This window comes from Syntrophales bacterium (assembly GCA_030018935.1).
Lineage (GTDB): Bacteria > Desulfobacterota > Syntrophia > Syntrophales > CG2-30-49-12 > CG2-30-49-12.
In genome coordinates, this window is sequence record JASEGZ010000006.1 from 13331 (window position 1) to 26640 (window position 13310).

Annotated in this window: 12 protein-coding genes; 2 read left to right on the top strand and 10 right to left on the bottom strand. The window is 44.4% G+C overall.

Annotation, left to right across the window (positions count from 1 at the left end):
* Window positions 1-44: 44 nt before the first annotated feature.
* From gyrB to QMD03_02315, 4 genes are all read right to left on the bottom strand, one after another.
* Window positions 45-2465: a DNA topoisomerase (ATP-hydrolyzing) subunit B gene (gene gyrB / locus QMD03_02300; protein ID MDI6776063.1), complete on the bottom strand. Its 2421-nt coding sequence runs from the start codon at window positions 2463-2465 to the stop codon at window positions 45-47.
* A gap of 87 nt (window positions 2466-2552) precedes the next feature.
* Window positions 2553-3677: a DNA polymerase III subunit beta gene (dnaN, locus tag QMD03_02305; protein ID MDI6776064.1), complete on the bottom strand. Its 1125-nt coding sequence runs from the start codon at window positions 3675-3677 to the stop codon at window positions 2553-2555.
* 368 nt (window positions 3678-4045) lie between these two features.
* Complete coding sequence (dnaA, locus tag QMD03_02310; GenBank protein ID MDI6776065.1) at window positions 4046-5407, bottom strand: chromosomal replication initiator protein DnaA; 1362 nt, start codon at window positions 5405-5407, stop codon at window positions 4046-4048.
* A 36-nt stretch (window positions 5408-5443) separates the two neighbouring features.
* Window positions 5444-5662 (bottom strand): hypothetical protein, encoded by a 219-nt coding sequence (locus QMD03_02315; protein ID MDI6776066.1) that lies wholly within the window; start codon window positions 5660-5662, stop codon window positions 5444-5446.
* A 1013-nt stretch (window positions 5663-6675) separates the two neighbouring features.
* Here QMD03_02315 and QMD03_02320 point away from each other — a divergent pair.
* Together QMD03_02320 and QMD03_02325 are read left to right on the top strand one after the other, a co-directional pair.
* Window positions 6676-8016: a heavy metal translocating P-type ATPase gene (locus QMD03_02320; GenBank protein ID MDI6776067.1), complete on the top strand. Its 1341-nt coding sequence runs from the start codon at window positions 6676-6678 to the stop codon at window positions 8014-8016.
* A 29-nt stretch (window positions 8017-8045) separates the two neighbouring features.
* Window positions 8046-8921, top strand: coding sequence for an HAD-IC family P-type ATPase (locus QMD03_02325; GenBank protein ID MDI6776068.1), 876 nt, complete (start codon window positions 8046-8048; stop codon window positions 8919-8921).
* Here QMD03_02325 and QMD03_02330 read toward each other — a convergent pair.
* Genes QMD03_02330 through QMD03_02355 form a run of 6 tightly spaced genes read right to left on the bottom strand, consistent with a single transcriptional unit; the run spans window position 8908 to window position 13292 of the window.
* A complete protein-coding gene (locus tag QMD03_02330) occupies window positions 8908-9699 on the bottom strand; it encodes an enoyl-CoA hydratase-related protein (GenBank protein ID MDI6776069.1) in 792 nt (263 codons plus the stop codon). The genes QMD03_02325 and QMD03_02330 overlap by 14 nt on opposite strands.
* A gap of 56 nt (window positions 9700-9755) precedes the next feature.
* On the bottom strand, window positions 9756-10457 hold the full coding sequence (locus QMD03_02335; GenBank protein MDI6776070.1) for a YggS family pyridoxal phosphate-dependent enzyme: 702 nt from the start codon (window positions 10455-10457) through the stop codon (window positions 9756-9758).
* Window positions 10458-10464: 7 nt separating this feature from the next.
* Window positions 10465-11058 (bottom strand): Maf family protein, encoded by a 594-nt coding sequence (locus QMD03_02340; GenBank protein ID MDI6776071.1) that lies wholly within the window; start codon window positions 11056-11058, stop codon window positions 10465-10467.
* Window positions 11059-11073: 15 nt separating this feature from the next.
* Window positions 11074-11337, bottom strand: a complete 264-nt coding sequence (locus QMD03_02345) for a SemiSWEET transporter (GenBank protein MDI6776072.1) — start codon at window positions 11335-11337, stop codon at window positions 11074-11076.
* Window positions 11338-11379: 42 nt separating this feature from the next.
* Window positions 11380-12867 (bottom strand): sugar phosphate nucleotidyltransferase, encoded by a 1488-nt coding sequence (locus tag QMD03_02350; protein ID MDI6776073.1) that lies wholly within the window; start codon window positions 12865-12867, stop codon window positions 11380-11382.
* The gene (locus QMD03_02355) at window positions 12864-13292 is read right to left on the bottom strand and encodes a DUF3568 family protein (GenBank protein ID MDI6776074.1); all 429 of its coding nucleotides are present in this window, start codon (window positions 13290-13292) and stop codon (window positions 12864-12866) included. The genes QMD03_02350 and QMD03_02355 overlap by 4 nt, the downstream gene beginning before the upstream one ends.
* Window positions 13293-13310 lie beyond the last annotated feature (18 nt).

The window sequence follows — 13310 nt, forward strand, 5'->3', positions numbered from 1 at the left end:
ACTGAAGGTTATTTTAAAATTCTTCAGCCTTCAGTCTTCCTAACTTATACATCAAGGTTCGAGGCAAACAGGGCGTTTTTATAAATAAAATCCTTACGGGGTTCGACATGGTCTCCCATAAGGGTGGTAAAAATCTCATCAGCCAGCAGGGCATCTTCAACCTTAACCTGAAGGAGTGTCCTCTTTTCGGGATCCATAGTTGTTTTCCATAATTGCTCGGGATTCATCTCACCAAGACCCTTGTATCGCTGCACGGAAAACCCTTTTTTACCCATACTGATCACGTAATCTATCAGAGCTGCCATGGTGCTTAAACTTACAGTCTCCCTCACCTTCGCATCCCCTGCATCATTTATAACAACTCTAAAGGGTACCTTGCCGAGGGTGCCGATCTGCCTTAAAAGAGCTCTTACTTCCATAAACTTTGGAGCTTTTAATGTATCCTTATCAATACAGGTAATTAGGATATTGCCGTTTCTTTTGATGCGAAAAACCAGGTTGTACCCACCATGTTCCTGATCTGTCTCTATGACATAACTAAGCCGCTCCTCCCCCATCGCCGTGGTGGCCCTTTCAGCCACTAACGCAAGGGTCTGCTTCTCTCTAAAATCATCAATCACAAATACCGGATCCTCTGCAAGGATCCTTATAATTTCCCTATTCTTTTCCTCCTTTTCAAACTTGTCTAATATCATTTCAACTTTGATGGCCTTTTTGATGAGTTCCAAAAGCCGTTTACCGGTCAGTGTGGAACCACTTCCATCTCCCGTGGAAAGAAGTACCTTCTTTACGCCACTTTCCAGGATATAGCTTTTCAGCCCTTCTTCATCATAAATATAAATTTCATTTTTGTGATTACTCACCCTAAAAAGTGGTGGCTGGGCAATATAAAGATGTCCCCTCTCTATTAACTCTCTCATCTGCCTGAAGAAAAAAGTTAAGAGAAGCGTCCTGATATGCAAACCATCAACATCGGCATCGGTCATAATAATTACCTTATGATACCTCAATTTACTGGGATCGTAATCGTCCTTACCGATACCTGTGCCGAGAGCTGTGATGATAAATTTGATCTCCTCATTTTGCAGCATCTTATCGAATCTTGCCTTTTCAACATTTAATACTTTTCCCCTTAATGGTAAGATAGCCTGATTCTTTCGATCCCGTCCCTGCTTGGCGGAACCGCCGGCAGAGTCCCCTTCAACAAGATATAATTCACTGTTAGCCGGATCTCTCTCCTGGCAATCGGCAAGTTTACCGGGCAAGGAACCAACCTCAAGGGCGCTCTTCCTCCGTGTCATTTCCCTGGCTTTTCTCGCTGCTTCCCTGGCCCTGGCCGCTTCCAGACACTTACCCAACAATTGCCTGGCAATAGAAGGATTCTCCTCCAGGTAATTACTTAGTTTCTCATAGACAATCCCCTCAACCAACCCTCTTACTTCACTGTTGCCGAGCTTCGTCTTGGTCTGACCTTCAAACTGAGGGTTTTTGACTTTAACACTGATAACACATGCCAGACCCTCTCGTAAGTCTTCACCTTTCAAGGACTCTTTTCCATTCTTTAAGATATTGTTACTGATGGCATAGTTATTAAAAACCCTCGTTAGAGCAGACTTGAAACCGACCAGGTGAGTGCCCCCCTCTGTAGTATTTATACTATTGGCAAAAGAAAAAAGGTTTTCAGTATACGTATCGTTATACTGCAAAGCTACCTCAATATGACCATCATTTTTACAACCACTCACATAGATAGGATCTTCATGGAGCACCTTTTTATTCCTGTTAATGTATTCAACAAACGAGATGATACCTCCCCGATAAAAAAACTCGCTTTTCCTATCCGTCCTTTCGTCAATCAGATTAATCCTGACACCAGGATTAAGAAAGGCCAGTTCCCTCAGCCGGTTAGAGATAATCTCAAAACTAAAGTCGGTCTCCTCAAATATCTCTTCATCCGGTTTAAAAGTGATCTTTGTACCCCTCCCCGCTGTCCTTCCGACTACCTCCAAAGGAGCCTTGGGAGTACCACGAACATACGATTGCGCATATACCAATCCGTTTCTCCTGATCTCCAACTCAAGATAACTTGAGAGGGCATTAACAACAGAAACCCCTACACCATGGAGACCGCCTGACATTTTGTAATTATCATCAGAAAATTTGGCCCCTGAATGAAGCTTGGTAAGCACCACTTCGACCGCCGATACCCCCTCTATTTTGTGAATATCTACTGGTATGCCACGACCGTTATCGTCCACAACAACACTATTATCCACCCTTATCCACACAGAAATAGTATCACAAAACCCGGCAGAGGCCTCATCAATACTGTTATCAACAACCTCGTAAACTATGTGATGGAGACCATCCCTACCGGTACTACCAATATACATAGCAGGTCTCTTTCGCACAGCTTCGAGACCTTCCAATATTTTTATACTATCCGCACCATAATCGTCTATCATACTGCTCCCTATAATTACCCTTTTCGTACAAATATTAACATTAGGCTATGGGTTATAGGCTATGGGCTGCTCCCCTTGCCTTACCCCTTAAAACCTAAGCGGCATAACAGCACAGATATAATTATCATTACCCAAAGGCCTGATAATACCGGGCCTTACCCCAACACCAACATCAAAACTAACCATGTCTTCATCAATAACCTCTATAGCATCTATCAAGAAATTCACACTATACCCCACCCCAACTTCTCCCCCTTTATATGACACGGGAATCTCCTCGTTTGCCTCACCCACATCCGGATTATTTAAACTAAACACCATCATGTCCTTTATTAACCTGATCATAACCCCATCACACCCCTCACTCGATACAACATTCATCCTCCTCAAAGCACGCAACACTACATCCTTATTAAAGCAAACTATCTCCCCCGTATCTACTGGTATAACTCTACGATAATCTGGATACTCATCATTAACCAGACTAACCTTTAACGTCGCACTGCTCGTCTTAACAACACACATATCTTGATGAACCCCCATCACAACACCACCGGTTTCATCCTCAACAAGTCTCCTAATCTCAACCACTCCCTTCCGCGGTATAATTATTCCCTTATCAAGCTCACAAAATTCTACCCCCTCAAAGACCCCACCCACACAACTAATAGCCAACCGAAATCCATCTGTCGCTACCATTTTAGCCACACAGGCACTTCCATCCTTTTCAACCTTAAAGAAAACTCCGTTTAAGTTCCCCTTCTTTTCATCGGTAGACATTGCAGAAAATGTCTTACGAATAAGCTCATACAGGATATTTCCCTCAATCCTAAATAATCCAACATCTATCTCATCTCCAATATTCGGGAAATCATCAGCCGGCACACCAGGTATCTTATAAACTACCTTACCGCAAGTCATTGTCACCGTATTATGCTCATCCTTTTTTAAATAAATCATATCTCCATAAAGCTCTCTGATCATCTCATATAATTTCCTGGCAGAAAGTGTAATGTCACCTTCAACTATAATTTTTGCATCATAATCCGCTATCAAGCTAATTTCCCTGTCTGTCGCAATAATCCTGACCTTATCCCCTTTTGCCCTAATAAGTACATTATTGAGAATTGGTAGAATTGTTCTCTTCTCAACTACACCAAGTGTTTTTTGAACCCCACCCAAGAAAGTATCCCTCCGTATGCTTAATTCCATATTCTATACACTCCCTTTTAATTTAATTTTTATATTTTTGTAGCCAGTAAAATAATAAGGCTATGGGCTAAAATCTATTACCTCTTGCCTATAGCCCTATACTTAATACGGGGTAACCCATAGAATAACATAATCCATATTGAGACTTTATGAAAGAATTATTCTACTAACATCAGACAAATTCTATTACTTCTTTTTCAAGATTTTAAAAACTATAGTAATAGTAATAGTAATTGTTGATAAGTGAAAACACGTAAATCATATAGTAATTATAATTACATAAAAGGAACAATTTTGTTTACTACTTGTATAAAAGATGACCTAAATAATTTAAATTAAAAACCAATTTGTTATTTGCCGAACATTTCCTAACTCCCTTTACTTAAAGAATCCTCAATATCCTCAATAATCTTTCTAAAATTCACATCTATCTCAATTAACCTCTTTATCTTATTATTTGCATAAATCACCGTTGAATGATCTCGTCCTCCTATTTTTCTCCCAATATCTGGAAAAGAGGTATTGGTTAGCTTTCTTGAGAGATACATAATAACCTGTCTTGGTAGAACAAGACTTTTATTTTTATTTTGTGATTTAATATCTGATATCTTAAGGTTAAAGTTACCTGTTACTGCTTTGATAATTTCATCAATCGTTATTTCTTCTCTTTTGTTTTGTTTGAGTATCTTCCTAAGAACCTCTTTTATAAGGTCTATATTAATTACTCTACCAGTTAGGGAAGAATAAGCGTTGATCCTGATGAGAAAACCCTCTAATTCCCTAATACTAGATTGAGTAATTGAGGCAATATAATGTGCTGCATTACTCGATAGAGAAATGTTATTTTCCTGGGCTTTTTTTTCAATAATGGCGATTTTGGTCTCTATTTCAGGTGGTTGTATATCAGCGATGAGACCCCATTCAAATCTGGATCGTAATCTTTCTTCAAGATCCGGGATATCTTTGGGAAACTTGTCACTTGTAACAACAATTTGTTTACCTGAATCATGAAGGGTATTGAAAGTATGAAAAAATTCTTCCTGCGTCCTTCCTTTTCCAGCGATAAATTGAATATCATCAATAAGAAAACAATCAATATTTCTAAATTTTTCCCTGAATTTTTGCATTTTATCATATCTGATTGAGTTGATCAGCTCATTCATAAATGCTTCTGCCGAGATATAAATTACATTCATTTCTGAGTGGAGGGAAAGTGTCAGAAGACCGATGGCGTTAAGTAGGTGTGTCTTTCCTAGACCGACACCACCATAGATAAACAGAGGATTGTAGTTCTTCGCCGGTTTTTCCGCTACAGCTAGAGATGTTGCGTGGGCAAAGCGATTGCATGGACCAACTACAAACCTATCGAAAGTGTAGTTTGGATTAAGGGACGGATGAGTTCCTGTTTTGCGGGTCTTCTTAAGAGAAACATCAACTTGTTGCCCATGATTCCTGGTCTGACCTGTTAAATTCTGGTCCTTCCCGCTGCCATGTGGCTCTATTGTAAACTCAACATTAAAATTCATACCTGCAACAGAGGTGAGAGAAGTTTTAATTACAGAAAAATAATTTTCCACAACCCAATCCCTGAAAAACTTATTTGGCACAGATAAACTAATATTGTTCTTATCAAGAGAAGCGATCTTAATAGGCTTAATCCAGGTTTCAAAATTCTGTGGACTAACCTTTTCTTGAATAATTTTAATGCTTTTTTCCCAGAGTATATCCAAATTTAAACACCTTATAAACAGGCTTATCAACAGTAATTAGTCTTTAGTTACCATCAAAATTGACACCAACCGGTTTAATTCTTCTTTTGTGGCAAACTTAATTTCAATCTTCCCCGCCCTTTTACTCTGGTTTATGCAGACCACTGTCATCAATTTTGACGACAGTTCCTTTTCCAAAGCTATAATCGTCAAATCCTTGTTAACAGCTTTCCCTTTAGGGGGACCTTCTTTTATCTTTTTAACCCATTTTTCCATTTCTCTTACGCTGAGGTCCCTTTCGACGATTAGCCTAGCCTAAGCACTCTAATCTGTTCTTCCCCCGAATTCAGGGTGAGGAGGGGTCTTGCATAACCGGCGGTAATTTTTTTCTAAATCAAAGCATCCTTAACTTCCGAAGGAAGTTTTAACAACCTGATTGTATTGGTAATTGTGGGATGAATTCAACTTCTACTCCGATCAAATCCTGGTTGGCCGGTACCATATCGAGATATGGTATCATAGTACTTACAACCACTTCCCTTAGAGGAACTTTACCGATCAGGGTATGATAAAGATTTTTTTCTCGAGCTGAGTCCCTGTTAATCCCCATGCCACTACTGGCATTGCCCTGGGGATCGCAATCTATAAGGAGAGTTTTCTTTTCCGCTGTTGCCAGGGACGCAGATAGATTGAGGGCGGTTGTTGTCTTGCCCCCCCCTTTTTTGATTGGCTATACAGATAATTTTACGCATAACAGTGTAGGAATTTCTCTCGACATGATGAGCACAGACGATCAGACCATTTAACTTAAGCTTTTAAATTAAAAGCAACGATTAAATAGGGGAACCTTTGAAAATTGTCTTCGAAAGTGCTCAAAATCTTTTGACGATTATGCATCATTTAGTTTCGCTGCCAGGGCAAAACTCAGGCTTCGCCTTCAAACAGTTGCCCTGGCGGGCGCTTCGCTGCGATGGCAGAGCCCCCCTCCCCGAAAAAATCTTTGCTTCGCCCTTCACGAAGCCAATTTTCAGTTTTTCAAAGGTCTCATAGGTGTTAGATAAATACCAGAAAAACAGCTATTTGTGTGTATCTGCGAAAGTTTATGTCGTAATTAAATGGGTTAGTGTTTCTTATTGTGGTTAATTTTGTTAATACCACAAAATAAGATTTTTTTAAAGAAATATTTACGAGGGAAAGGATAACATGAAAACAATAGGCGAGAGGCAAGGGGCAATATCCCATCACCCATTGCCTGTGTCATGAAGGTATCAGGAAGGCAGGATACAATATTGTCTGAGAAGGTGGTCCTTCACATTGGCGGAATGACCTGTGCCGCCTGTGTTCGGCGGGTGGAACTGGCGTTAAAGGCGGTTGCTGGTGTCAGAGATACGGCTGTAAATCTTGCTACTGCAAGGGCAACGGTTGTGCATGACAGGGACTGGGCCGGTATTGAAGCACTAAAAGGGGCAATTACCGGACATGGCTACGAGTTCTTGGGTGTTCTTGGCGATGTTCCTGAAGATCCCATTACAGCAGCCCGGGAGAAAGAGATTAAGGAATTAAAAATCAAGTTCAGCTTTGGCATGGTGCTCAGCATCATCATATTTATAGGCTCCATGCAACACTGGTTTTCGTTTCTTATGGCCGTCCCGAGACAGGTCATGCTGATTACCATGTTTGTACTCACAACTCCCGTGGTATTCTGGGTGGGAAGCCAGTTTTATATTGGTGCCATCAAGGCTTTGAGACAAAAGACCACAGACATGAACACGCTGGTGGCAGTGGGGGCACTTTCCGCTTATCTCTCCTCTATTTTAGCGACCTTTTTCCCCCAGGTCTTTGCAGATGCAGATATGGCCGCCCACAGTTACTATGACAGTGCCGCCATGATTATTACCCTGATCCTTCTCGGGCGTTTGCTGGAAGCGAAGGCCCGAGGAAAAACCTCTCGGGCGATCAAGGGCCTGATGGGACTCAGACCCAAAACAGCCCGTGTTATCCGGGATGGGCAGGAGATGGATGTTCCGATTGATGAGGTGAGGGAAGGGGATCTGCTTATCGTCCGGCCAGGGGAAAAGATTGCTACCGACGGGATAGTTGTTTCCGGGGCCTCAACGGTAGATGAGTCCATGCTGACCGGTGAGAGTATGCCGGTGACTAAAGAACCCGGACAACAGGTATTCGCTGCTACATTGAACAAGACTGGAAGTTTTACTTTTAAGGCCACAAAGGTAGGTGCCGAGACTACCCTGGCTCAGATTATCCGTCTTGTTGAAGAGGCCCAGGGATCTAAAGCTCCAATCCAGAGACTGGCAGACAGAGTTGCCTCCGTATTCGTACCTGCCGTATTTATTATTGGTATATTCACTTTTGTGGTCTGGTACTTTTTTGTTTCCCCTCCCCTCTTTAGCCGTGCCCTGTTGAATTTTGTATCCGTGCTGGTGATTGCCTGTCCCTGCGCTCTTGGTCTGGCAACGCCTACAGCGGTTATGGTTGGTACGGGTCTGGGAGCAGAAAATGGTATCCTGATCAAGGGTGGGGAGAGCCTTGAAAAAGCTTACAAACTCACGATGGTAGTATTTGACAAGACCGGCACCCTCACCAGGGGGAGGCGGGGGTTACAGATGTAATTCCGGCACAGGGTTTTTCTCAGGATAAGATTTTAAGCATTGCCGTTTCCATAGAGGCCACTTCTGAACACCCTCTCGCTCAGGCTATTTTGGAAAGGGGTCGCCGTGAGCAGGTGCTTCCTGGGCATACCGAGCAATTTGAGGCACTGTCAGGCCTCGGTGCTAAAGCGATCCTGAGAGGTCAACCGTGTTTACTGGGCAGCCTGCAGCTTATGGAGAAGGAGGGTGTACAGATGAATGATCTCGATAGGGAGGCCGAGCAGCTATCCGGTGAGGGGAAGAGCTGTGTTTTTGTCGCTGAGGGGAATCAGGCCATTGGACTTATCGGCCTTGCCGATGTACCCAGGCCATCGGCGAAGGAAGCTGTTTCTACCTTAAAGGACATGGGACTGAAGGTTGCCATGATTACAGGAGACAATGCCAGTACGGCTATAACCATCGGGACGGTGCTTGGTATTGATAAGGTCGTGGCGGGGGTCTTACCTGCCGGCAAGGCTGATGAGATCAGACGTATACAGAAGCAGGGAGAGGTCGTGGCGATGGTAGGAGACGGCATCAATGATGCGCCTGCTCTGGGAACCGCTGATCTCGGCATCGCCATCGGGGCCGGGACAGATGTCGCTATAGAGGCGAGTGACATCACCCTTATAAACAATGACCTGCGGTCGGTGCCGGCAGCTATCAAACTTTCCCATAGGACAATGAAGACGATCAGACAGAACCTTTTCTGGGCATTTATCTATAATATCCTGGGAATCCCTATCGCCGCCGGGGTATTGTACCCCTTCTCCGGTATCCTTTTAAATCCTGAGTTTGCCGCCGCGGCCATGGCCTTGAGTTCCTTCTCTGTGGTCGGCAATTCCCTCCGCCTGAGGAGGGCGTGGCAGACTTCTAAAATCCCTTAAACGATGGTTCTCTCTTTTCCTTAAAAGCATTGATTGCTTCAATCATGTCCTGGGTATAAAAATTATGTCCCTCCAGTGCCAGCGAAGTATCGAGAATCAGGTTGGTAAAAAACTTTACGTTTTTGTTAATGGCAACTTTTGTGGCATTAATTGCCTGAGTAGGCCCATTGGCCAGCCTCTGGGCGAGTTCATAAACTATTTTGTCAAGTTCTTCGGGGGGTACAGCTCTGTTAATCAGTCCCATTCTTTCGGCCTCTCCGGCCAAAATAGCATCCCCTGTCAGCAATAACTCCTTGGCCTTGCAAATACCAACAAGCAGTGGCCAGATCACGCAGCCGCCGTCTCCTGCCGCGATCCCGACCTTTACATGCGGATCGGCAAATTTAGCTTTTTCCGAGGCGATGATAATGTCACAGAAAAGCGCTAGGGTAGCGCCTAACCCCATCGCCGGGCCATTTACTCTGGCGATGATAGGTTTTTCCAATTCAAGGAGGTCATTAATTATTTTTTTCCCTTCGGAAAGCATCTGTCCCAACATAACTTTATCGGATATTTTCTTGAGCCAGTCGAGGTCGCCGCCGGCACAAAAAGCTCTTCCCGCTCCCGTGAGAACAACAACGTTTGTTTCTGGATCGTGCTGGACATCCCGGAAAATTTCCGCCAGCTCATAATGTAACCGGCCATCCACGGCGTTCAACTGTTCTGGCCTGTTCATGGTTAAAGTCAAAACCTTTCCGTCCCTTCGGGTTAAAATTCTCTCATATTTTGCGTAATCCATCGGTACGTACTCCTTTCCCTGATTTCATTTAGTTCTTCCTGAAAAACGGGGAAGCTTTAAAGAACCGGAATCCTTTCCCCGAAGATGTCTCTTCCAATCCTTACGATCGTCGCCCCCTCTTCGACAGCCACCCGGTAGTCTACTGACATCCCCATGGAGAGTTCCCGCATTTCCACGCGCTCAATTTGTTCCTCAATAATCCTGTCTCTCAATTTCCGCAGGGCCACAAAATACGGCCTTGTTTTTTCGGGATCATCAAACCAGGGAGGCATGGTCATCAGTCCATAAACCAACAGATTCTCAAGGGTAGCCACATTTCGGATCAGATCAATCGCCTCTTTCGGGGAAACGCCATTTTTCGTTTTCTCCCCACTTATGTTGACCTCGATCAGGACCTTGGTGAGATGCCCTGAGGCTTTTGACCTTCTGTCGAGCTCAATGGCAAGGTCCATTCTGTCCAAGGAATGGATCATATCGAAAAGTCCCACCGCATATTTGGCCTTGTTGGTCTGGAGGTGGCCTATCATGTGCCACTCGATAGGTTTACCCAACTTTTCCATTTTTCTCTTTGCCTCCTGGACATAGTTCTCGCCGATAATATCCACCCCGGCCTCGATAGCCTCCATAATGTGGTTTTCGTCTACCGTTTTGGTCACAGCCATGAGCCTGATCTCAGAGGCATGTCGTCCGGTCCTAAGAGCTGCCTCGGCAATATTGCTTCGGATTTTCTCGATGTTAGCCTTGACTGTCCGCTCCATGATTTTCTTAGGAAAATTCAATAGCCCCGATACTTTTCAGTACTTCCACAACCTCGCAGAGGGGAAGACCCATAACGTTCGTATAGGAACCATGGATCTCCCTAATAAAAAGAGCACTCATCCCCTGGACGGCATATCCCCCTGCCTTGTCGTACGGTTCATCCGATCTTACGTACCACGCCAGTTCGTCCTCCGGGATTTCCTTAAAAATTACCAGAGATTCGACAACATTCCTGATGAGAACGTCTATTGTTTTCCTTTCGATAGTAAAACCGGTAAAGACCCTGTGCTCCTGTCCGGAGAGCTTGCCCAGCATCTCTTTTGCCTCAGCAGTTGTCCTGGGTTTGCCCAATATTTCACCATGGATGATGACAATGGTATCTGCTCCCAGTACCCAGGCGTCGGGATGTCGGCTGGCAATGACCCGTACCTTGTCCTCTGATAGCCTTAAAACATGTTCCCCCGGGGTTTCGCCCTTCAGGTATGTCTCATTTACACAACCTGGTATGACCTCAAAGTGTAATCCCGTAAGTTTCAAAAGCTCAATTCTACGGGGGGAGGCAGAGGCTAAGATGAACCTTCCCGCAGCGACGATCCCCATTCCCCTACCCCTCTTTTATTTTTTATCCATTTTGATCTTCATCATCACGATAAAGGCAGTTAATATGAAGCCAATGGCATTTCCGATGATGATCGGGAAGGCCCTGATTAAAAGGCCGTAAATGAACCATAGAAAAATAGCGGAGGACAGAATGACAAACGTCATGAGAGACAGGTCTTTTGTGTTTTTTGTTTTATAAATCTTTACCACCTGTGGCACCATAGAAATGGTTGATAAAAGGGCTGCCAACAATCCAACCATGTTGATAAAGAGGTCCATGTATCTACGCCTCCAGTGCAGGTAAGGGACACTCATCCTGTATTACAGATATTCTCTCATGTTTTTTGCCTCGATGGTTTTCACCACCGTCTTGACGTTCTGTGAAGAGCCTCTTTTACAGATCAGGAGGGAATCTTCCGTCTCTATTACCAGCAGGTCTTCCACCCCCACCAGGACAACCAGTTTTTGGGGGCTATAGATGAGGGAATTTCTGGTATCCACGCCGATAAAATTTTCCCGTCTCCATATCACATTTCCCCTTTCGTCTTTGTCCGCTATCTCCCAAAGGGCATCCCAACTCCCCAGATCGTTCCATCTGAACTCCCCCTTGAGGAGGAGGACATCGTTGGCCTTTTCCATGACACCATAATCAATGGAAATAGGGACGATCTCTCGGTACACCTGTTCGGTAATATCACCCTCCCTGTCTGTCCCCACGGCACTTTCTATATGGAGAAGACCTCGGTAGAGATCGGGAAGCCATTGTTTAATGGCCTCAAGAATTGTGGAGACCTTCCAGATAAACATACCACTATTCCAGAAGAAACCACCATCCTCAAGAAAAGTCTTTGCCAATTCAAAAGAGGGTTTTTCCCTGACAGACCTGACCTCATAAATATCTTCTCCTCCTATGGTGGCTTTCAAATCACCCTGTTCGATGTAGCCATAACCGGTTTCCGGCCCGGTTGGTTTGATGCCGATGGTGAGGAGATAATCTCCCTGCTGTGCCATCTTGGCAGCAACGACTAAGGTGTGAAGGAAACGTTCTTCATCGGCAATCAGGTGATCTGACGGCAGAACTACCATGACGTCTTCCCCGGCCTTTTTTTTGATATGCAGCGCTGCGAGACCGATACAGGGGGCGGTATTTCTGCCCACTGGTTCAACAATAATGTTTTCTCTTGGAATTTCGGGCAATTGTCTCATCAGTTCATCGGCATGGCTTCGACCTGTGACGATCAGGATGTTCTCCACCGGAACGAGAGGTCTTATCCTGTCCACTGTTTCTTGAATGATGGTCTTTTCACTGATGATGTCTAATAGATGTTTTGGCTTCGACTCCCTGCTTCTCGGCCAGAACCGTGTGCCCTTGCCACCGGCCATGATCACTGCATACATTAGGGGTAATCTTTCCTCCTGCTGATTGGATTTTTCGGAAAGGAACTTTAAATTTTTAAGACTGCTTTTTGAAAGAATCGTTCTCGGCGCCGTCCGTAATGCCGAAGTCTTTCCCTTCAGCATCAGGATGGCATTTTGCCTGACCCTTTCCCTGTCTTCAGGATGGATGAGGCTTAGGGCCTCCCTGCCCAATAATTCTTCCTCGCTGAAACCACTATATTCTTTAAACTTTTGGTTCACGAACTTAAATCTACCATTCTGGACTACATAGATGCCGATCGGGGAGTTGATCATCAGAATCTTATGCAGCTCCTCATCCTCAATGAGCGTCTCCTTAAAATTTTTTTCTAACAGCCCTGTCTGTTCTTTCAGTTCTTGGGAAAGTGGTTTATCAAACTGACTGTCGGTCATAAGGTATCTCCCCTATCTTTCTTAATTTTCCAGAGGTTACGGCCAATCCTTTCGTGGATGAGCTGGGAGGCAAGGTTGTTTCCCCCGACACCAACCCGTATGGATACCAATGTTGTCTCTCTGGAGACGTATTCAATGGAGATGACAACCTTCTCATCCTCGACAGTCGCCGTTATCTTGCCCGTAGCGATCTTCCGGTTCGTCTCCACTCCAGAAGCCTTCATGTCGGCGAGGGTTTTTTCACAGGCCTTCCAGATATCCTCGAAGGGAAGGTTATACTCCATCGTTAAGAGCCCGTCTGTGTAAATGAACTGTCCCGAACTGATCCCGACGGTTCTGCCACCCACCACGAAGGCAGTATCGCAGCCCGCAATCAGCAGGATGCTGATAAAAATCATTGCTATTTGCTGAACACTCTTCGACATAATGCTCCTCTCCTTTTT

What these genes read in the sequence shown, in the direction of transcription:
- gyrB (MDI6776063.1), bottom strand. Translation starts at nt 2,465, where the DNA reads ATGATAGACGATTATGGTGCGGATAGTATAAAAATATTGGAAGGTCTC.
- dnaN (MDI6776064.1), bottom strand. Translation starts at nt 3,677, where the DNA reads ATGGAATTAAGCATACGGAGGGATACTTTCTTGGGTGGGGTTCAAAAA.
- QMD03_02315 (MDI6776066.1), bottom strand. Translation starts at nt 5,662, where the DNA reads ATGGAAAAATGGGTTAAAAAGATAAAAGAAGGTCCCCCTAAAGGGAAA.
- QMD03_02330 (MDI6776069.1), bottom strand. Translation starts at nt 9,699, where the DNA reads ATGGATTACGCAAAATATGAGAGAATTTTAACCCGAAGGGACGGAAAG.
- QMD03_02335 (MDI6776070.1), bottom strand. Translation starts at nt 10,457, where the DNA reads ATGGAGCGGACAGTCAAGGCTAACATCGAGAAAATCCGAAGCAATATT.
- QMD03_02340 (MDI6776071.1), bottom strand. Translation starts at nt 11,058, where the DNA reads ATGGGGATCGTCGCTGCGGGAAGGTTCATCTTAGCCTCTGCCTCCCCC.
- QMD03_02345 (MDI6776072.1), bottom strand. Translation starts at nt 11,337, where the DNA reads ATGGACCTCTTTATCAACATGGTTGGATTGTTGGCAGCCCTTTTATCA.
- QMD03_02350 (MDI6776073.1), bottom strand. Translation starts at nt 12,867, where the DNA reads ATGACCGACAGTCAGTTTGATAAACCACTTTCCCAAGAACTGAAAGAA.
- QMD03_02355 (MDI6776074.1), bottom strand. Translation starts at nt 13,292, where the DNA reads ATGTCGAAGAGTGTTCAGCAAATAGCAATGATTTTTATCAGCATCCTG.